At 66.4% G+C, this 19,836-nt stretch carries 15 protein-coding genes, 1 tRNA gene and 2 pseudogenes; 16 read left to right on the forward strand and 2 right to left on the reverse strand.

What is annotated here, in order from left to right:
- The first annotated feature begins 126 nt into the window (after positions 1–126).
- The 8 genes and pseudogenes from ffh (at position 127) to JD971_RS13125 (ending at position 8,205) form a co-directional block, all read left to right on the forward strand.
- A pseudogene (ffh, locus tag JD971_RS13090) lies at positions 127–1,591 on the forward strand (signal recognition particle protein).
- 43 nt (positions 1,592–1,634) lie between these two features.
- The gene (gene rpsP / locus JD971_RS13095; RefSeq protein WP_202084043.1) at positions 1,635–2,114 is read left to right on the forward strand and encodes a 30S ribosomal protein S16; all 480 of its coding nucleotides are present in this window, start codon (positions 1,635–1,637) and stop codon (positions 2,112–2,114) included.
- A gap of 4 nt (positions 2,115–2,118) precedes the next feature.
- Positions 2,119–2,607: a ribosome maturation factor RimM gene (rimM, locus tag JD971_RS13100; protein ID WP_202084045.1), complete on the forward strand. Its 489-nt coding sequence runs from the start codon at positions 2,119–2,121 to the stop codon at positions 2,605–2,607.
- Positions 2,608–2,685: 78 nt separating this feature from the next.
- Entirely contained in the window at positions 2,686–3,381 is a 696-nt protein-coding gene (locus JD971_RS13105; RefSeq protein ID WP_236672091.1) for a DUF5818 domain-containing protein, read from the forward strand.
- A 63-nt stretch (positions 3,382–3,444) separates the two neighbouring features.
- A complete protein-coding gene (gene trmD / locus JD971_RS13110) occupies positions 3,445–4,176 on the forward strand; it encodes a tRNA (guanosine(37)-N1)-methyltransferase TrmD (protein WP_202084049.1) in 732 nt (243 codons plus the stop codon).
- Between the two features lie 12 nt (positions 4,177–4,188).
- A complete protein-coding gene (gene rplS / locus JD971_RS13115) occupies positions 4,189–4,563 on the forward strand; it encodes a 50S ribosomal protein L19 (RefSeq protein ID WP_202084051.1) in 375 nt (124 codons plus the stop codon).
- Positions 4,564–4,776: 213 nt separating this feature from the next.
- Complete coding sequence (locus JD971_RS13120) at positions 4,777–7,023, forward strand: DPP IV N-terminal domain-containing protein (RefSeq protein WP_371809652.1); 2,247 nt, start codon at positions 4,777–4,779, stop codon at positions 7,021–7,023.
- An 81-nt stretch (positions 7,024–7,104) separates the two neighbouring features.
- Positions 7,105–8,205 (forward strand): branched-chain amino acid aminotransferase, encoded by a 1,101-nt coding sequence (locus tag JD971_RS13125; protein WP_202084055.1) that lies wholly within the window; start codon positions 7,105–7,107, stop codon positions 8,203–8,205.
- A gap of 12 nt (positions 8,206–8,217) precedes the next feature.
- On the opposite strand, the gene JD971_RS13130 is transcribed toward JD971_RS13125, so the two are convergent.
- Positions 8,218–9,255: a DNA topoisomerase IB gene (locus tag JD971_RS13130; RefSeq protein WP_202084057.1), complete on the reverse strand. Its 1,038-nt coding sequence runs from the start codon at positions 9,253–9,255 to the stop codon at positions 8,218–8,220.
- A 137-nt stretch (positions 9,256–9,392) separates the two neighbouring features.
- Here JD971_RS13130 and JD971_RS13135 point away from each other — a divergent pair.
- Positions 9,393–9,467 (forward strand) — tRNA-Gln (locus tag JD971_RS13135).
- Positions 9,468–9,499: 32 nt separating this feature from the next.
- On the opposite strand, the gene JD971_RS13140 is transcribed toward JD971_RS13135, so the two are convergent.
- Positions 9,500–10,381, reverse strand: a complete 882-nt coding sequence (locus JD971_RS13140; protein WP_202084059.1) for an SMP-30/gluconolactonase/LRE family protein — start codon at positions 10,379–10,381, stop codon at positions 9,500–9,502.
- Positions 10,382–10,463: 82 nt separating this feature from the next.
- Here JD971_RS13140 and JD971_RS13145 point away from each other — a divergent pair, with 82 nt between their 5' ends.
- The 7 genes and pseudogenes from JD971_RS13145 to JD971_RS13175 all read left to right on the forward strand — a co-directional run bounded on the left by JD971_RS13145 (position 10,464) and on the right by JD971_RS13175 (position 19,668).
- Complete coding sequence (locus tag JD971_RS13145; protein WP_202084061.1) at positions 10,464–12,287, forward strand: IlvD/Edd family dehydratase; 1,824 nt, start codon at positions 10,464–10,466, stop codon at positions 12,285–12,287.
- Between the two features lie 26 nt (positions 12,288–12,313).
- Positions 12,314–13,894: an aldehyde dehydrogenase (NADP(+)) gene (locus JD971_RS13150; protein ID WP_202084063.1), complete on the forward strand. Its 1,581-nt coding sequence runs from the start codon at positions 12,314–12,316 to the stop codon at positions 13,892–13,894.
- Positions 13,891–14,862, forward strand: a pseudogene (araD1, locus tag JD971_RS13155) (AraD1 family protein). Before JD971_RS13150 ends, araD1 begins: the two are co-directional and overlap by 4 nt.
- Positions 14,859–15,782, forward strand: a complete 924-nt coding sequence (locus tag JD971_RS13160; protein ID WP_202084065.1) for a Gfo/Idh/MocA family protein — start codon at positions 14,859–14,861, stop codon at positions 15,780–15,782. Before araD1 ends, JD971_RS13160 begins: the two are co-directional and overlap by 4 nt.
- 34 nt (positions 15,783–15,816) lie before the next feature.
- Entirely contained in the window at positions 15,817–16,503 is a 687-nt protein-coding gene (locus tag JD971_RS13165) for a FadR/GntR family transcriptional regulator (RefSeq protein ID WP_236672092.1), read from the forward strand.
- A gap of 144 nt (positions 16,504–16,647) precedes the next feature.
- On the forward strand, positions 16,648–17,619 hold the full coding sequence (locus tag JD971_RS13170) for an NADP-dependent oxidoreductase (protein ID WP_202084069.1): 972 nt from the start codon (positions 16,648–16,650) through the stop codon (positions 17,617–17,619).
- Positions 17,620–17,796: 177 nt separating this feature from the next.
- On the forward strand, positions 17,797–19,668 hold the full coding sequence (locus JD971_RS13175) for a diguanylate cyclase (RefSeq protein ID WP_202084071.1): 1,872 nt from the start codon (positions 17,797–17,799) through the stop codon (positions 19,666–19,668).
- The last annotated feature ends 168 nt before the right edge of the window (positions 19,669–19,836 follow it).

Genomic DNA, 19,836 nt, shown 5'->3' on the forward strand with positions numbered 1-19,836 from the left:
CGCGCTACGCTGATCGGCGAGGTTTCGCCCATCGGCGTTTTTCGCGTTTTTCCGCAGCGGTTTCAAGCGGCGCGCACGGCGCCACGGGTTCACACCGGCGCCGATGCGCCAGATGGAGATGCGGCCATGTTCGATTCGCTGTCCGACCGGCTGAGCGGCGTATTCGATTCGCTGCGCGGTCGCGGTGCCTTGCAGGAGGACGACGTCCGCGCCGCCATGCGCGAGGTGCGGATCGCGTTGCTGGAGGCCGATGTGGCACTCCCGGTCGTGCGGCGCTTCATCGACAAGGTCACCGAACAGGCCATCGGGCAGCAGGTTCTGCGCTCGGTTACGCCGGGGCAGCAGGTCGTCAAGATCGTCAATGACGCGCTGGTCGAAATGCTGGGCGGCGGCGATGCCGAAGGCGAGAGCGCCGATACGAGCGCGCTCAACCTCGATGCGAAACCGCCGGTCGTCATCATGATGGTCGGCCTGCAGGGTTCGGGCAAGACCACCAGCACCGCCAAGATCGCCAAGCGCCTTCGCGAGAAGGAAGGCAAGAAGGTGATGATGGCGTCGCTCGACGTCAATCGCCCCGCGGCGCAGGAACAGCTTGCCGTGCTGGGCACGCAGGCGGATGTCGCGACCTTGCCGATCATCGCCGGGCAACAGCCGGTCGACATCGCAACCCGCGCGCTTCAGGCCGCGAAATTGCAGAGTTTCGACGTGCTGATGCTCGACACCGCGGGCCGGCTGCACGTGGACGAGGCGCTGATGGCGGAGATGAAGGCGGTTGCCGCCGTCTCCGCGCCGAAGGAAGTGCTGCTCGTCGTCGATGCGCTGACCGGGCAGGACGCGGTCAATGTCGCGCAGAGCTTTACCGGCGAAGTGCCGCTGACCGGCGTGGTGCTCACCCGCATGGACGGCGATGCGCGCGGCGGTGCGACGCTTTCCATGCGCGCGGTCACCGGCAAGCCGATCAAGTTTGCAGGCACGGGCGAAAAACTCGACGCGATCGAGGCGTTCGATCCTGTCCGCGTCGCCAATCGCATTTTGGGCATGGGCGACATCGTCTCCATCGTTGAAAAGGCGGCGGAAAGCGTCAAGGCGGAGGACGCCGAACGGCTCGCCCGTCGCATGTCGAAGGGCGAGTTCGACCTCAACGATCTGCGCATGCAGCTGCAGCAGATGACGAAGATGGGCGGGCTTGGCGCGATTGCGGGCATGATGCCCGGCATGAAGAAGGCCAAGCAGGCGATGGCGTCCGCCAATATGGACGACCGGGTGTTGCTGCGCATGGATGCGATCATCTCGTCGATGACGCCGGACGAGCGTGCGAAACCCGCGCTGCTCAATGCAAAGCGCAAGCGGCGCGTGGCGGCCGGCTCCCGGCGTGGAGGTGCAGGACGTGAACAAGGTGCTGAAAATGCATCAGGAAATGTCCAAGGCGATGAAGCAGATCAAGAAGATGGGCGGGCTCAAAGGTCTCGGCGCACTGTTCGGCAAGGGCGGGCTCGATGCCGCGATGCCGGGGCTGGGCGGGGGTGCCGGTCCGGGCGGAATGGGCGGCGGCGAGCTTCCGCCCGATCTCGCCAAGCTTTTGAAGAAATAACGTCAATTCAATAGATTACAGTATAAACGAAAGGTAGAATATCATGGCAATTGCAATGCGTCTGTCGCGCGGTGGTGCGAAAAAGCGTCCCTATTACCGCATCGTCGTCGCCGACGCGCGCAGCCCGCGCGACGGCAAGTATCTGGAGCAGGTCGGCACCTACAACCCGCTGCTCGCCAAGGACGACGAGAAGCGCGTGACCCTCATCGAGGATCGCGTGAATTACTGGCTCGGCGTCGGCGCACAGCCGAGCGACCGCGTCGCACGCTTCCTCGACAAGGCCGGGATCAAGGAGCGCGCCGCGCGCAACAACCCGAACAAGGGTGAGCCGGGCGAGAAGGCCAAGGAGCGTGAGGAAGAGCGCGCCGAGAAGGCCGCAGCCGCCGCCGAAGCCGCCAAGGCCGCCGAAGAGGAAGCAAACGTCGCGACCCCCAGTGGCGATGCCGGCGACGAAGGCCAGGCCATCGAAGGCGAAAGCAGCCAGGAACCTGCGGAAGGGTCCGAAGAAAAGGCCGAGGGCTGATCCCATGGCGCTGCGCACCGTTACCCTGGCCGCTGTCACCGGCGCGCATGGGGTGACGGGCGACGTGCGATTGAAGCTGTTCGGGGAAGGCGTGGACTCGCTTCGGCGGTTCCGCGCCTTCAACGATGGCGCCCTGACCGCGCAGAAAATCCGCGACGATGGCAAGGGCGGCGCCGTCGCGCGCTTTGCCGAAATCGCCGATCGCAATGCGGCGGAGTCGCTGCGTGGGACCGTGCTGACCGTGCCGCGCGACGCGCTGCCCCCGCTCGACGAGGGAGAATATTACCACGCCGACCTCCTCGCTCTCGACGCGGTTTCGGGCGATGGCAGCATGCTGGGCAAGGTGGTCGCGGTCGAGAATTACGGCGCGGGCGACGTGGTCGAGATCGAGAGGCCCGACGGCAAGCGTTTCATGGTCCCGATGACGCGTGACGCGGTGCCGGGATGGGACGATACGACGCTCACCGTGGCCGACGGTTTCGCCGAAATCTGACCCGGTTCGGCGGGTTCGGAACATGGGCCCGTCTGGCGTGTTGGCCATGATATGGCTGTTTTTTCAAGATATTGTTTCGTGTCCGTCGGCGTGCTCCTGCTTGCCGCGTGCGGCGGCGATGCGTCCGAGCAACCTGACCTTGCCGGGCTGGACGGCGATGACACCGTCACCTCCTCCGAACCGCAGAACGATGCGCGGTCCGGCGACGGCTTGCGGCAATTCGAAGGCCGCCTTGCCCAAGGGACCGAATGCGCCGTCCTTCGCACGCCCGACGGCGAAACCTATGCGGTGAACCTTGGCGAGGGCGATTTTACGCCGGGCGACTATGTCCGCATCACGGCGTCTCTCGCCGGTACGAGCCTGTGCATGGAGGGGGCCGGCACCATCGCCATCGACAGCATCGAACGCCGCGATCCGCCCGCGCGCGACCGCGATCCCGCCCGCGCCGGAGGGGCGGCGATCACCGCGCGTCATGTCGCGGGAAGCTGGGTGGCGAAGGGCGTGAATGCCAATTGCGAAAAGCCCGATTTCGACGTGACCCGCGCCGGGGCGGGCCGGACCACCGTCGAAACGCGGATCGATGGCCTGCCGGAAACCGGCGCCGTCGCGACAGGCGACGATCCCGCCTTCGAATGGGCGGATGGCATCGCGCGCATGCCAATCGAATCGCGCGGGCCGGACGGGCTTGCGGTGATGCCGGGCGACGGGCCGGTGGTGACGCTGGCCGGGCACAGGATCGCGGGCGACGGCGTCGTTTTTGTGAAATGTGGGTGATCGCGGCCGGGGCGCGGCAATGAATGCTGGCCCGGCGGGGCGGCGCCCGCTAACCGGCTGGGCATGAGTTTTACCGCGACCGTCCTCACGCTTTATCCCGAAATGTTTCCAGGGCCACTCGGCGTGTCGCTCGCCGGGCGGGCGCACGCCGCCGGAACCTGGTCGATGAATACGGTGCAGATCCGGGACTTTGCGACCGACAAGCATCGCACGGTGGACGATACGCCCGCGGGTGGCGGCGCGGGCATGGTGCTCAAACCCGACGTGCTGGCCCGCGCCATCGACCATGCGCGGGGTCTTTCGCCCGCTGCGCCGGTGCTCGCCATGACCCCGCGCGGACGCCCCATTTCACAGGCGCGCATCCGCGAACTCGCCGCGGGGCCGGGGGTGACGATAGTGTGCGGCCGGTTCGAGGGTTTCGACGAGCGTATTTTCGACGGGCGGGAGGTCGAGGAGGTGTCGGTCGGCGACATCGTGCTTTCGGGCGGGGAGCCGGCGGCCTTGATGGTGCTCGACGCTTGCATTCGGCTCCTGCCCGGCGTAATGGGCGCGGCTTGGAGCGGAGTGGAAGAATCGTTTGAAAGCGGTCTTCTGGAATATCCGCACTATACCCGGCCCGTCACATGGGAAGGGCGCACGATCCCTGAAGTGCTGCGATCGGGGGATCATGCGAAGATCGCCGCCTGGCGGAAACAACGGGCGGAGGACGACACACGGTTACGCAGGCCGGATCTTTGGGATCGTCATGGTGACGGTCGGGTCCGATCTGCCTCTTGCGCGCGGCACGAAGACTGAGAGACACAGGATATGAACCTGATCCAGCAGCTCGAGGCGGAAGCCATCGAGAGCCTGAAAGAAGGCAAGGACATCCCCGATTTCCGTGCGGGCGACACCGTTCGCGTCGGCGTGCGCGTCGTCGAAGGCACGCGTGAGCGTGTGCAGAATTTCGAAGGCGTGTGCATCGCGCGGTCGAACCGCGGCATGGGCTCGAACTTCACCGTGCGCAAGATCAGCTTCGGCGAAGGCGTGGAGCGCGTGTTCCCGCTCTACTCGCCGATTCTCGACAACATCACCGTGGTGCGCCGCGGTATCGTGCGCCGGGCGAAGCTGTATTACCTGCGCGGCCGGACCGGCAAGCGTGCGCGTATCGCGGAACGTCGCGACGACCGCAAGTCGAGCTGAGCCACGGCGACAGTATCGCAAGGTTGAAGGGCGGCGCCGTAACGGGGCCGCCCTTTTTCGTGTGTGCGCCTTATTCGCTGGGTGTCGCAACCGCTCGTCTCCCGGTGGTTGCAATTGTCCGCCGCTTGCGCGAACCATGGCGCAGATGACGATAGGACGATTTTTCCCATGTTTCGATTTTCCGCAAGCCGCGCCGTCTCGAGTGCGTTTCTGATGGCCGGTTTGATGGCGGGCACCGCGCCTGCGGCCTTCGCGCAGATGGCGCAGCCGGTCGTGACCGCGCCGATGGACGTTCCGGCGGCGGAGCAACGCCCGCTCACGCTCGAGCGCGTATTCGCCAGCCCCGCACTCGACGGGCCGGGGCCGCGCGTGCCGCGCCTGTCGCCCGACGGGCGCTACCTCACCGTCCTGCGCAATCGGGAGGATGACCGCGAGCGTTACGATCTGTGGGCATTCGACCGTGAGGCGAACGCATGGTCGATGCTGGTCGATTCCGAAAAGCTGGGGTCGGGCCGCGAATTGTCCGAGGCGGAGAAGATGCAGCGTGAACGCGCCCGCATCGGCAGTTTGAAGGGTATCGTCGCCTATGAATGGTCCGACGATGGGCAGAGCATTCTCGTGCCGCTCGACGGGGATCTCTATCTCGCGCGGCTCGACGGCACGGTTCGGCGCCTGACCGATAGCGAGGCGGGCGAACTCAACCCGGTGCTCAGTCCGGAGGGGCGGTATCTGTCCTTCGTGCGTGACGGGCGGCTCTTCGTCGGCGATGTCGGGGCAGAGGCGCAGGCGGTAACCCCGCCGAACGAGCCCGAAACCGTCCACTGGGGCGAGGCGGAGTTCGTCGCGCAGGAGGAGATGGACCGCGATACCGGCTACTGGTGGTCGCCGGATGAACGCCGCATCGCCGTCCTGCGGTTCGACGAGGCGCGCGTCGGCACGGTGCAGCGTACCGCCATCGGCGCGGGCAGCACCAAGGTTTATGAACAGCGCTATCCCGCCGCGGGCACGCCCAACGTGGAGATCGCGCTCTATGTCATGGGCCCCGATGGCAGCGACCGCGTGCGCGCCGATCTGGGTGAGAACGACGATATCTACATCACCCGCGTCGATTGGGCGCCGGACGGCAGCGCGATCTTCGCACAGCGGCAGAACCGGGCGCAGACCCGCATGGACATGCTGCGCATCGATCCCGCCACCGGGACGAGCACGGTGCTGTTCACCGAAGAGGCGGCCGAGGGGCACTGGCTGAACCAGACGTCGAACTATCGTTTCCTGAAGGACGGGTCGCTGATCTGGTGGTCGGAGCGTGACGGGTTCGGCCATCTCTACCGCCTGGCCGATGGCGCGTGGACGCAGCTCACCGATGGCGACTGGGTCGTGACCGGACTGCTCGGCGTGGACGAGGCGGCGGGGCGGCTGTGGCTGTCGGGGACGAAGGACGGCGTGCTCGAAAACCATGTCTACGCGCTCGATTACGCCGGTGGCGGCGCGCCGGTTCGCCTGACCGAGGAAGGCTATTCGCATGGCGCGCGCATGGACAAGGATGCGCAGGCGCTCATCGTCACGCGGTCCTCGCCCAATCAGCCGCCGCAAAGCTATCTCGCCGATAATGGCGGAAAGCGGCTGACCTGGCTGGTGGAAAACCGCGTCGATGCGGATCATCCCTATGCCCCGTTCGCCGCGAGCCATCGCCCTGCGATCTTCGGCACCATCCCGAACGAAAACGGCACGCCGCTTTATTACAAGATGATCCTGCCCGAGATGGAGCAGGGCAAGCGTTACCCCGTGTGGTTCTCCCATTACGGCGGCCCGCATGCGCAGGTCGTGTCGCGGTCGTGGGGCGGCGCGTTGCAACAGGCGATCGTCGACAAGGGCTATATCTGGTTCGAGATCGACAATCGCGGCAGCGCCAATCGCGGCGTCGATTTCGAAAAGGCGATCTACCGCGCGATGGGCAGTGTCGAGGTGCGCGACCAGAAGACGGGCGCCGAGTGGCTCAAGACGCTGGACTATGTCGATCCCGACCGGATCGCGATCGATGGCTGGTCCTATGGCGGGTACATGACGCTCAAGATGCTGGAGGCGGATCCCGGTTTCTATGCCGCCGGCATATCGGGCGCGCCGGTCACGAAATGGGAGCTTTACGACACCCATTACACCGAACGCTACATGGGCGATCCGCGCGAGGTGCCCGATGCTTACGAGGCGGCCAACGCCATCGCCGACGCGGGAAAAATCGCCGATCCGCTGCTCCTTATTCACGGGCTGAGCGACGACAATGTCGTGTTCGACAATTCCAGCGCGCTGATCTCCGCCATGCAGGAAGGCGGCGTCCCGTTCGAGATGATGCTCTATCCCGGTTACACCCACCGTGTTTCGGGGCCGGTCATATCGGTGCATCGTTATGAAACGGCGCTTCGCTTTCTGGAGGCGAACGGCGTGCCCGGCGGCGGGCGATAGGGCGCCTCGCGGTGCTTGCATGGCATTGCCGCAGCGCCTAATCCCGGCGCGATATCACGAAGACAGGCAGGATAACGGACCATGGCGAACAGCGCGCCCACGCTGCAATTCAACGCAATCGCGCATCCCGCGCCCGTGCCCGGCGAAACCCGGGTGGAGGCATTGCGCAATCCCGGCTTCGGCACGTTGTTCACCGATCACATGGTCACGGTCGATTATACCGAAGGGCGCGGATGGCACGATGCGACCATCGGCCCGCGCCAGCCGATCCCGCTAGACCCCGCCGCGGCGGTGCTGCATTATGCGCAGGAAATCTTCGAGGGGATGAAGGCCTATCGCAGTCCCGATGGCGGGCTGACCCTGTTCCGGCCGGAGGAAAACGCGGCGCGTTTCAATCGTTCGGCCGCGCGCATGGCGATGCCGGAGTTGCCGGAGGGCCTGTTCCTGACCGCCGTGCGCGAATTGATCGCAGCCGACAGGGACTGGTTTCCCGAGGTGGAGGGCGGCTCGCTCTACCTGCGCCCCTTCATGTTCGCGTCGGAGGCGTTTCTGGGCGTGCGGCCCGCGCGTGAGTACAAGTTCGTCGTGATCGCCAGCCCCGCCGGCAATTATTTCAAGTCGGGTGCGCCCGCCGTGTCGATCTGGGTCTCGCGCGATTATGCGCGTGCGGCGCCGGGCGGCACGGGTGCGGCGAAGTGCGGCGGCAATTATGCGGCCAGCCTCGTCCCCCAGGCCGAAGCGATCGAGCGCGGCCATGACCAGGTCGTGTTCCTCGACGCGGCAGAGCACAAATGGATCGAGGAGCTGGGTGGCATGAACCTGTTCTTCGTGATGGAGGACGGCAGCGTCGTGACCCCGCCGCTCACCGGCACGATCCTGCCCGGCATCACCCGCGACAGCCTCATCACCCTGCTCAAGGACGAAGGCCTGCGCCTGCGCGAAGAGAAATACAGCATCGACCAGTGGCGCGAGGATGCGAATTCCGGCCTACTCGTCGAATGTTTCGCCTGCGGCACGGCGGCGGTCGTCACCGCGGTCGGCAAGGTGGCGGGCCATGATGGCGAGTTCACCGTCGGATCGGGCGCCGCCGGGCAATTGACGCAGAAATTGCGGCGGACGCTGACCGGGATTCAGCGCGGCGAGATCGCCGACCCGCACGGCTGGGTCACGCGGCTGGACTGACGCCGCGCGGGGTCAGGCCGCGGCGAGCAGCTCGGCCGCCTGCGGGCTTTGTTCGAGCAGGGACAGCAGGCCGCGCTCCTCCCGGCTTTGCCAGCGGGTGCGGCGCGGCAGGCGCAGCGCGTCGCGCCATGCGTCCTGATCCTCGACACGGGCGATGACGGCGGGGTGGATATAGCTGCGCCGCGCGACCGCGGGCGTATTGCCGAGCCGGTCTGACACCACATCGAGCAGATCCTTGATCGCCACGCCTTCCTTTGCCGAGGACAGCGCGGTGAAGGCGAGAACGCTGGCGTGATAGGTGCGGAAATCCTTTGCGGTGAAATCCTCGCCCATGGCTTCGCGAAGATAGGCGTTCACGTCCGAGGAGGTAACGTGATGCGCGTCGCCATCGGCATCGACATATTGGAACAGATGCTGCCCCGGCAGATCCTGCACATCCTTCACGAACCGGGCGAGGCTGCGATCGGTCAGCGTGACCTTGCGCAACTTGCCCGATTTTCCCTTGAATTTCAGGTGGAGCGCGCCCTTCGTCACCTCGACATGGCGGTGGCGTAGCGTGGTCGCGCCGAAACTCTTGTTCGCCTTCGAGTAGGCCTCGTTCCCGATCCGGATGCGTCCGAGGTCGAGCAGGCGAATGACGCTGGCGATCGCGCGCGCGCGGGTGAGCGTGGGGGCGGCGAGGTCATCCTCGACCCGCTTGCGGACGAGCGGCAGCAATTTTCCGAACGCGGCGCAGCGGTCGAATTTTTCGCCCTCGCGCGCTTCGCGAAAGGCGGGGTGGTAGCGATATTGCTTGCGCCCGCGCGCGTCTATTCCGGTGGCGAGGATGTGCCCGTTGCCCGCGGGACAGAACCACGCATCGGTATAGGCAGGGGGCAGGGCGATGGCATTGAGCCGCGTAATCTCCCCCTTGTCGCGGATCAGCGTGCCCGACGGATCGTAATACGCCCAACCCTTGCCGCAACGCCGGCGCGTGACGCCGGGAAGGGAATCGTCGACATAGACCAGCCTCGATGCCGAACATTCGGCGGGGGATGTGCGTGTTGCCATGGCCGAAAAACCCTTTTCGCCACAGGCGGTTCCGCGCGCGGTGCCGGGACGGCGCGCCTATCGCGACGGATCGTGCAATCGGCCCCTTTCATTTGATCGTCGTATGGTTATAAGGCGCCGCGCACACGGATGCATATTGGGGCGTAGCCAAGCGGTAAGGCACCGGTTTTTGGTACCGGCATGCGCAGGTTCGAATCCTGCCGCCCCAGCCACCCGCGTTCTCACGAAACGAAACCGCCGCGCCCTAAGGCAGCGCGCAGTGCGCCGCCGGCACCCCCGCCACACCCGCATCGAAGGCGAACAGGCTTCCGGCGCCGGGTTGCTCGCGAAGCTCCGCATCGCCAAGCCCGGTGCGCGCCGTGGTGACATAGGCAGTGGTCCCATCCGCCCCGCCCAGTGCAAGCTTGGTCACGCGCGCGCAGGGAAACCGGATTTCGCGCATCAGCCGACCATCGGGATCGTAGCGCCTTACCCCCCATCCGTCCCACAGACACACCCACAGGCATCCCTCCGCATCGAGCGTGACACCGTCGGGGAACCCGTCGCCCTCCGCGATCTGCACATGGAGGTGGCCATCGACCGGCGCGCCGTCCTCGATCCTGTAGCGGGAGATGCGCCCGCGCGGCGAATCGACGTGATACATCGTGCTGCCATCGGGAGAGATCGCCGGGCCGTTGGGCACCACGATATTGTCGAGATGTTGCCGGACCTCGCCGCGGTCATAGACGAACAACCCGCCCAGAGGCTCGGTTTCCGGCACATGCGACATGCCGAACCAGAGCCGTCCATGCACATCGACTGCCCCGTCATTGGTCCGCGTATCCTCCGGCACGGTCAAGTCGCACAGTCTCTCGTCGCGCCCCGTCAGCGACAGCAGGCGAAGTTCCCGGTTCGAGCCATAGACGAAGCTGTCCGCCCCTGCGGGATAGATGAAGCTCGGCCGCCCGGTGCAGGGCAGGTCGCGGCCCGCGCCGCGCCCCGGATCGTACAGGCAGATGCGCCCGCCATGAATGTCGACGAAGAGCAGCACCTGCTGTTCCTCGATCCAGACCGGCCCTTCGCCCAGCATCGTCCCGGCGCGCCAGGCGACCGTCAATCCGCTCTCACTCATCGCGTGCTCTTCCACGATTACGCTCCCTTGAATCCTCATTTGTATGAGTATATAGGCACGGTCAAACGGGTCAATCGGTGTTGGAAAGGATAGGGTCATGACGACCAACGGGTCGCAAAACGGTGCGGATAACGGCGGGGAACGCCGGCTGCGCTCTGCCGCGTGGTTCGACAATCCCGACAATATCGACATGACCGCGCTCTATCTGGAGCGGTATCTGAACTTCGGGCTTTCGGCGGAGGAACTGCGCTCGGGGCGCCCGATCATCGGCATCGCGCAGACAGGCAGCGACCTGTCCCCGTGCAATCGCCATCACCTCGTCCTGGCCGAACGCGTGCGCGAAGGCATCCGCGAGGCGGGCGGCATCGCCATCGAATTTCCCGTCCACCCGATTCAGGAAACGGGCAAGCGGCCCACGGCGGGGCTGGATCGGAACCTCTCCTATCTCGGCCTGGTCGAGGTGCTTCACGGCTACCCGCTCGACGGGGTGGTGCTCACCATCGGCTGCGACAAGACCACGCCGGCCGCGCTCATGGCGGCGGCAACGGTCAACATTCCGGCGATCGCGCTGTCCGTCGGGCCGATGCTCAATGGCTGGCACAAGGGCGAGCGCACGGGATCGGGCACGATCGTGTGGAAAGCGCGCGAAATGTTGAGCCGGAGGGAAATCGACCAGGACGGCTTCGTCCGCCTCGTCGCGTCGAGCGCGCCCTCCACCGGCTATTGCAACACGATGGGCACGGCCACGACGATGAACTCGCTGACCGAGGCGCTGGGCATGAGCCTGCCGGGGTCGGCCGCGATTCCCGCGCCCTATCGCGACCGGCAGGAAAACGCCTATCGCACCGGCAAGCGGATCGTCGACATGGTGCGCGAGGATCTGAAACCGTCCGATTTGCTGACGCGCGATGCGTTCCTCAACGCGATCGTGGCGAATACCGCGATCGGCGGGTCGACGAACGCGCCGATCCACCTCGCCGCCATCGCGCGGCACATGGGGGTGGAGCTTTCCCTGCGCGACTGGCACGAATTTGGCCACGACGTTCCCCTGCTCGTCAACCTTCAGCCCGCCGGCGAATATCTGGGCGAGGATTACTATCGCGCGGGCGGTGTGCCGGCGGTCATGGCGCAGCTGATCGGGGCGGGGCTGATCCGCGAGGACGCCAATACGGTCAACGGCAAGACGATCGGCGAAAACTGCCGCGACGTGGCCATTCTCGATACCGAGGTCATCCGCCCGTTCGACAAGCCCTTGCGGCAGAGCGCGGGGTTCATCGTGCTGACCGGGAACCTGTTCGACAGCGCGATCATGAAGCGCAGCGTCATTTCCGACGAATTCCGCCAGCGCTTCCTCAGCAATCCCGGCGATCCCGATGCGTTCGAGGCGCCGGTCGTGGTGTTCGACGGGCCGGAGGATTATCACGCGCGCATCGACGACCCGGCGCTCGGCATCGATGCGGGGACCGTGCTCGTGATGCGCGGCACGGGGCCGGTCGGATACCCCGGTTCGGCCGAGGTCGTGAACATGCGCGCGCCCGCCCATCTCCTGCGCGACGGGGTGCAGAGCCTGCCCTGCCTCGGCGACGGGCGGCAATCGGGCACGAGCGGCAGCCCCTCCATCCTACACACCGCGCCCGAGGCCGCGGTGGGCGGCGGGCTCGCGCTGCTTAAATCGGGCGACCGGATCCGCATCGATCTGCGCCAGGGGCGCGTCGATGCGCTGTTGCCGGATGAGGAACTTGTCACCCGCCGTGCGGCGCTGAACGAGGCGGGCGGTTACGCCTATCCCCCGTCGCAAACCCCGTGGCAGGAAATACAGCGCGCCCTTGTCGGACAGATGGACGACGGCGCCATTCTCGAAGGTGCGGAAAAATTCCAACGCATCGCACAGACGCGCGGGCTCCCGCGCGACAGCCACTGAAAAGCAAACCCAAAAGGTCATACATCATGTCGAAACTCAACGGTGCCATTCTTGTCGGATCGCGCGAAGAGCGGAGCGAGGAAAGCTTCGGCGCGGTCGATCCGTCCACCGGCAAACCCCTCGATCAGCAATATTGCGAAGCCGATGCCGGCCATGTTGACGCGGCCTGCGCACTCGCCACTGACGCGTTCGACGCGTTCGACGGGTTGAGCCCCGATGCCCGCGCCGGCTTCCTCGAAACGATCGCCGACAAGATCATGGCGATTGGTGACGAGCTGGTGACGACGGCGATGGCGGAATCCGGCCTGCCGCGCGCGCGGCTGGAGGGCGAGCGTGGGCGCACGTGCAATCAGCTGCGCCTTTTCGCCGCCGAAGTGCGCAGCGGCGAATGGATCGATGCGACCATCGACCCGGCACTCCCCGATCGTCAGCCGCCCCGCGTGGACCTGCGCCGTGCCAATCGCGCCGTGGGCCCGGTTGCGGTGTTCGGCGCCTCGAACTTCCCGCTCGCCTTCTCGGTGGCGGGCGGCGACACCGCCTCTGCGCTGGCGGCGGGCTGTCCCGTGGTGGTGAAGGGGCATCCCGCCCATCCCGGCACGGGCGAACTGGTTGCCCGCGCGATTCGCGACGCCATTTCCGAAAGCGGCCTTCCGGAGGGCGTGTTCTCCTATCTTCCGGGCCGCTCCAACGCGCTGGGCTCGGCGCTGGTGCGCGATCCGCGGATTGCCGCGGTCGGTTTCACCGGCTCGCGCAGCGGCGGGCTCGCCCTTGCCGCGATCGCGGCGGAGCGCGAGGTGCCGATCCCCGTCTATGCCGAAATGAGCAGCATCAATCCCGTCATCCTCATGCCGCATGCGCTCGCCGATCGCGGCGCCGCGCTGGGTGAGGCGTTTGCCGGTTCGCTCGTCATGGGCGCGGGGCAATTCTGCACCAATCCGGGCATCGTGCTGACGCTGGGCGGGGAGGGTTTCGACCCCTTCGTCACCGCGGCGGCAGAGGCGCTGTCCAACGGTTCGCCGGCCGTCATGCTGACCGGGCAGATCCATGCCGCTTATAACGAGGCGGTTTCCGCGCTCGAGGCGCATCCCGCGACGAGCAGGGTCGCCAGCGGGGCGAAGGGCGACGGCGCCAATCTGTGTTCGGCTGCGGTGTTTACCGTTTCGGGTGACGATTTCGTGGCCGACCGCGCGCTTTCGCAGGAAGTTTTCGGCTCCGCATCGGTCATCGTGCGGTGTCGCGACCTGGCGCAGATGCGCGAAATCCTCGCAAACATGGAAGGGCAGCTCACCATCACCTTCCATTGCGACGAGGCGGACGAGGCGGATGCCGCAACGCTTATGCCCGCGGCGCAGGACCGGTGCGGGCGCATCCTGTTCGGCGGATGGCCGACCGGGGTCGAGGTGTGCCGCGCCATGGTCCACGGCGGGCCGTTCCCCGCGACGACCGACCCGCGCACGACGTCTGTCGGCACGCTTGCCATGATGCGCTTCGTGCGGCCGGTCTGTTATCAGGATACGCCGGACAGTCTCCTCCCCGCCGCGCTGCGCCGGGACAATCCGCTCAGCATTGCGCGCCGGGTCGACGGCGTATGGGAAGCACGCGCATGACGACGAGCCTCGTTCAGTTCGAAAAGGACGGCGCGCGCGGGCTGGCCCTGCTCGACGACGAGGGGGCGCATGTCGTGTCGGGCGTCGCCACGACGTTCGAACTCGCGAACGCCTGCCTCGACGACGGCACATCGCTCGCCGCCGCGGCGCAGGCCCGCCGGGGCGAGGCCATCGACCTTGCCGCCGTGCGCCTGCTCAGCCCCATCGACCATCCGGACGACGCGCATCTTCTGGTGAGCGGAACCGGGCTCACCCATCTCGGTTCGGCCTAGGGGCGCGACCGCATGCACAAGGCGGCCGCGGCGGGCAATGCGACCGACACGATGCGCATGTTCCTCATGGGCCTCGAAGGCGGAAAACCCGAGACGGGCGAGGGGGTGCAGCCCGAATGGTTCTACAAGGGTGACGGATCCATCATCGCCGCGCCGGGCGAGCCTGTGGTCCAGCCGTCCTTTGCCGGGGACGGCGGCGAGGAACCGGAAATCGCCGGCGTCTACCTGATCGACGCGGAAGGCCGGCCCCGCAGGCTCGGCTTTGCGCTCGGCAACGAGTTTTCGGACCACGTGACCGAGCAGGTGAACTATCTCTGGCTCGCCCATTCGAAGCTGCGCTCTGCCGCGCTCGGCCCGGAATTGCTGCTCGGCAATCTGCCCGCCCATGTGGAGGGAACATCCCGCGTGCTGCGCGGGGAGGAAACGCTCTGGGAAAAGCCGTTTCTTTCGGGGGAGGCGAACATGTCGCATTCGATCGAGAACCTCGAACATCACCATTTCAAATATGCGTCCTTCCGCCGGCCCGGCGATCTCCACGTGCATTTCTTCGGCACCGCGACCTTGTCGTTTGCCGACGCGGTGAAGACACGCGAGGACGACATTTTCGAGATCAGCGCCGCCCCGTTCCGGATGCCTGTGCGCAATCCGCTGCGTCGCGCGGCCGATGACGCGGACAGCCGCGTCGTCCCGCTATGATCCGGCTGGGTCTCGTCGGGCTGGGCAAGATCGCGCGCGATCAGCATCTGCCCGCCATCGCGCGCACCGACGGCATCGAACTGGTCGCCGTCGCCAGCCCCCGTGCGGTCGCCGATGTCCCGGCGTACCGCGATATCGAGGGCATGCTCGCGAACGAGACGGATCTCGACGCCGTCGTCCTGTGTCAGCCGCCGCAATTGCGGTTCGATGCGGCAATGGCCGCGCTGCGCGCAGGCAAGCACGTGTTCCTCGAAAAGCCGCCGGGCGTCACCCTGTCGGAGGTCGAGGCGCTGATCCAGGCTGCCGGCACGGCGGACCGCACGCTGTTCGCGGCATGGCACTCGCGCGAGGGGGCGGGCGTTGCGAAGGCGCGCGCATGGCTCGCCGATCGAAGCGTGAAGGCGGCGCGGATCGAGTGGAAGGAGGACGTGCGCGTCTGGCATCCGGGACAACACTGGATCTGGGAGCCGGGCGGTTTCGGCGTGTTCGATCCGGGTATCAACGCACTTTCGATACTGACCGCGGTGCTGCCGGAGCCGGTTCGCGTGATGGGCGCGGTGCTCGATACCCCGGCGAACCGGGCCGCGCCGATCGCGGCAAGGCTCGACATGGCGACGGCGTCGGGACAGCCGGTCGTGGCGGAGTTCGACTTTCTCCAGACCGGTCCGCAAAAATGGAACATCGCGGTGGACACCGACGCGGGCGAACTGATGCTCCGCGAGGGGGGCAATCGGCTGTTCATCGACGGCGAGGAAGTCGAAACCGGGGGCGAGCGGGAATATCCTGCGCTCTACGACCGGTTCGTGACACTTGTCCGCGAGGGGCGCAGTGATGTAGACATCGCCCCGCTCCGCATCGTGGCGGATGCGTTCCTGTGCGGCCGCTACCGGACGGTGGACCCTTTTCACGAGGATGGGTGAGGTTTAGCATCGCATGAGCGGGCGCCGGGAACGCATGAACCAACTCGTCGCGCGCAAGATCGGGACGGAGATTCTCAAAGGCGAACGCCCGCCTGGCAGCGGCTTCAGGGGGGAGATCGAGGAGGCGGACGCCTGGGGTGTGTCCCGCACCGTCTATCGCGAGGCGATGCGCTCGCTCATCGCGAAGGGCCTGATCGAAAGCCGGCCGCGCCGCGGCACCCATGTGCGCGATCCGCATCACTGGAACCTGCTCGATCTCGACATCCTGTCATGGATCCTTTCGGACGAGCCGGATCCTGCGTTCTCGGGCGAGATCTTCGAATTGCGCGCCATAATCGAGCCGGCCGCCGCGGCCATGGCGGCAAAACGGCGCAGCGATGCCCATCTCGCCCGGATGGAAGACGCGCTGAACCAGATGGAAAGGGCGGGGCTCGGCACGGATGAGGGGCGGCTTGCCGACCGGGCCTTCCACGCCGCGATCTTCGATGCGTCGGGCAATAATTTCTTCATTGCCCTGTCCGCGCCGGTCGAGGCGGCGGTCGGCATGACCACCCGCTTCAAGCAGGAAAATCAGGCCGAACCGCGCGATTCCCTCCCCGACCATCAGGCCGTCTTCGCCGCCATTGCGAAACGGGATGCGGACGCGGCGTCCCGCGCGATGGCAAAGCTCGTGACGCTGGCGTGGGACGACATGCGGCTCGCCGTCGGGGGACGCGACTAGACGCGCGCCGGCTGCGCCTCGACGGCCAGCGTGGACGGCGGCATCGGTGCCCTGTCCCTTTTCGTGCACGCTCCGCGGGCAGGGGGCGCGCCCGTCCGGAACGGGACTGCACTTGCGGCGTCTTCGCGTCAAAGGAGACGCTTCATGGCCGAGACGCCGCTTGCCGACGCTGCGCGCGACCTCATTGAAAACCGCGCCGTCATGCTGACCCGCATGGGGGAGGACGGCGCGATCGAGGTGCGCGATGCGACCATGCCCGCCCCCCACGACGACGGTATCGTGATCCGGGTCGAGGCGGCGAGCGTCAATCCGGTGGACTGGAAAATCCGCGATGGGGCGGCGCCGTTCCTCGACGAGGATGACCTGCCCGCGCCGATCGGTCGCGATTGCGCGGGAACGATCGCGCTGCTCGGCCCGGCGGCGCACAACATGCTGAGCATCGGACAAAGGGTGATGGCGCATGTCGGCGGTTTCGACCGCGGCGGGCAGGCCCGCTTCGTCCGCGTCGATGCGACCGAATTCACGGCCATTCCGGATAGCGTGTCGACGATTGACGCAGGTGCGGTCGGCCTGATCGGGACGACCGCGTGGCAGGGACTTTTCGATCATGGCAGGCTGGAGGCGGGGCAGAGCGTGCTCATCCACGGCGGCGCGGGCGGTGTCGGCCATCTCGCGGTGCAGCTTGCGCGGATCAAGGGGGCGACCGTCTATGCGACCTGCTCCGGCAAGGACGTCGCTTTCGTCGAATCGCTCGGCGCGAAGATGGCGATCGATTACGAAGCGCAGGATTTCGAGGATGTCGTGAGCGAAATGGATCTCGTGTTCGACCTGATCGGCGGAGCGGTGCAGGAACGCTCCCTCGCCGTGATCAGGGACGGTGGCACGCTCATCACGACGATCGCGGAGAGCGATACGGTCGAGGCGCCGCCCGGCATCCGGGTCGAAAGCTACATGGCCCGCGCGGACAACGGGGTGCTCGCCGCGATCCTCGACCATATGAAGGATGCGACATTGCGCGTGGAGGTGGGGAAGACCTTTCCCCTCGACGCGGCGCAGGATGCCTACGTCCATAATCGCGAAGGGCACGACCGCGGGAAAACCGTGCTGCTCACATGATACGCGAGCCGCCGCAGAGCCCAGCGTGAAGCGCATGGCCGCACGCCCATGCGATAGAATCGATAGGCATGACGTAAGTGTTGGTCAACGAACCCGTGTTACCGCATGTTCGTGAAATTCCGGCCACCATTTCCCCGGCGCTATGCCAGACAATTGGGCGCGGTTGCGGCGTTGACCATGATGTCGACAACCGTTGTCGGGGAGGCCGCCGCCCATTGCATCGGGAGCGATGATCCCGTCATCGGCCTACTGGAGCGTGCGACCGGGCGCGATCCCAAGGCCGCGGTGGATGTGATCGAAAGGCAGATCGCGCGTACGGACCCTGCGGACAGGAACCGGCTCGCCCTGCTCTATCTCGCCAAGTTCAAGGCATCGTACATGAGCGGGGGCGACGCCTTGCCCGTGCTCGAAAAGGCGCGGCGCGCGGCGAGCGGATTCGCGCCCGATCACCCGGCGAACCTCATGATCCGGCTTGCCGATGTTCCGTTGATGGACGACAATGCCGCAAAGCTGCGGACGCTTGCGGCCATCACGCGCGATTACGGGTCCCTGCCGGAGGGAAGCATGGCGCGCACGTGCCGGGGGGTCAATCTCGCCTTCGAATATGTGATGCGCGACCGTCCGCGCGAGGCGTTCATCCTCGCCACGCAAGCCTACCGCAACAGCGAGGTGCACAAGGATACGGTCGCCCGGGCGAGCGCGGCATCCTTCCTCGCCTATCTCGTGTCGACCGGCCGCGATTTCGCCTATGCCAGGGAGTTGCAGACCGAGGCGCTGGCCATCTTTTTGAAGCTCGGGCAGGCCGATCTCGCCTCCAATGAGCTGGTGCTGCGCGGATATGCGCAGCTTGCGGACGATGAGTGGGAAGGCGCGCTGGTCGATTTCGATGCCGCCGCCAATCTGTCGCGCAGCTACGACAATTCCTATGCGGTCCATTATGCGGAGCTTGGATCCTGCATGGCGGCGCTCGATGGGAAGGCTTTTGAAACGGCGGCGCCTGCCTGTGAAAGTGCCTATGCCGGGTTCGCGCCCGATGGCGGGCCAACGGCGTTTTCGGCGGCCGCTTCGCTCGCCGGTCTTCGCGTCGCACGAGGTGACCCGCGCGGCGCGATCGCGCTGCTCGATCCGCTGCTTGCCGGCGGACGCGGCGAAAATCAGATCGAGGACTGGATGAAGGCGTTCAAGACGCGCGCGGAGGCGCTCGCATCGGTCGACCGCTACGGCGAGGCTTATGCCGACCTGCGCAAGGTGACCGAATTGTCCGAAGCCTATGTGGAAACCGAACTCCAGAGCGGGACCACGGCCCTTCGCGCCCGGTTCAAGACGCGCGAGCTCGAGGACAGCCTCGCGGAGGAGCAGCGGCGCAGCGAGGCGCGACTGCGGCTTGTCGCTGTCGTCGTCCTAGGCGCGATCGTGACCTTTTCCCTCCTTGGCATTCTCGTTTTCGTGCTGGCGCGCCATCGGCGGCAATTCCGCCGTCTCGCCATGACGGACCCGCTGACCGGCCTTGCCAATCGCCGGGCGACCCTGCGCAAGGCGGAGGACGTGCATCACAGCAGCGAAGCGGGACATGCCGACGCGTCCTTCGCCCTGCTCGACATCGATCATTTCAAATCGTGCAACGACGAATTCGGCCATGATGCCGGCGATCGGGTCTTGAGCACGTTTGCCAGTATCATCGAAAGCTGCGTCCGGCCGGGCGATGCGGTGGGGCGCTGGGGCGGGGAGGAGTTCCTGCTCATCGCACCGGATGCGAGCGGCAAGGAACTCGTCCGCATGATCGAGCGGGTCCGCCGCGAAGCCGAAGCGGTGTATTTCGATGACGCCCCCGGTTTCCGCCTGCGGTTCAGCGCCGGCATCGCCGAGCTGAGCGAGGCGGGCGGAGAGCCTGACGCCTGCATAAAACTGGCCGATCGCCGCCTCTATTACGCCAAGGCGCGAGGCCGGAATCGGAGCTGCGCAGAAGGCGACGGCATGTTCGGCAAGGAAGCGGCGGGAAAGCGAAGCCTGCCGCATGCCGTGGGACGGGCGGCGGGCCTCTCCGCCTGAACCTTCGGTCCGCGCGACCTTCGGGGAATCCGCGCCATGCGCCGCGCGTCGGGCGGCCGGGCGTCGTGCAACCGCGCAGGGCTTCGTATAATCGCGATCGGGCCCACCGAATTTGCGCAAGCCGCGATCGGGTCGTGACCATCGCGGAGCGGACGCGCGCAAAGGAAT

Origin of the sequence: Croceicoccus sp. YJ47, assembly GCF_016745095.1 — a bacterium.
Classification (GTDB): domain Bacteria; phylum Pseudomonadota; class Alphaproteobacteria; order Sphingomonadales; family Sphingomonadaceae; genus Croceicoccus.

Coding starts and splice junctions, on each gene's coding strand:
- rpsP (WP_202084043.1), top strand. CDS start 1,635: ATGGCAATTGCAATGCGTCTGTCGCGCGGTGGTGCGAAAAAGCGTCCC.
- rimM (WP_202084045.1), top strand. CDS start 2,119: ATGGCGCTGCGCACCGTTACCCTGGCCGCTGTCACCGGCGCGCATGGG.
- trmD (WP_202084049.1), top strand. CDS start 3,445: ATGAGTTTTACCGCGACCGTCCTCACGCTTTATCCCGAAATGTTTCCA.
- rplS (WP_202084051.1), top strand. CDS start 4,189: ATGAACCTGATCCAGCAGCTCGAGGCGGAAGCCATCGAGAGCCTGAAA.
- JD971_RS13120 (WP_371809652.1), top strand. CDS start 4,777: ATGGCCGGTTTGATGGCGGGCACCGCGCCTGCGGCCTTCGCGCAGATG.
- JD971_RS13125 (WP_202084055.1), top strand. CDS start 7,105: ATGGCGAACAGCGCGCCCACGCTGCAATTCAACGCAATCGCGCATCCC.
- JD971_RS13130 (WP_202084057.1), bottom strand. CDS start 9,255: ATGGCAACACGCACATCCCCCGCCGAATGTTCGGCATCGAGGCTGGTC.
- JD971_RS13145 (WP_202084061.1), top strand. CDS start 10,464: ATGACGACCAACGGGTCGCAAAACGGTGCGGATAACGGCGGGGAACGC.
- JD971_RS13150 (WP_202084063.1), top strand. CDS start 12,314: ATGTCGAAACTCAACGGTGCCATTCTTGTCGGATCGCGCGAAGAGCGG.
- JD971_RS13160 (WP_202084065.1), top strand. CDS start 14,859: ATGATCCGGCTGGGTCTCGTCGGGCTGGGCAAGATCGCGCGCGATCAG.
- JD971_RS13165 (WP_236672092.1), top strand. CDS start 15,817: ATGAACCAACTCGTCGCGCGCAAGATCGGGACGGAGATTCTCAAAGGC.
- JD971_RS13170 (WP_202084069.1), top strand. CDS start 16,648: ATGGCCGAGACGCCGCTTGCCGACGCTGCGCGCGACCTCATTGAAAAC.
- JD971_RS13175 (WP_202084071.1), top strand. CDS start 17,797: ATGATGTCGACAACCGTTGTCGGGGAGGCCGCCGCCCATTGCATCGGG.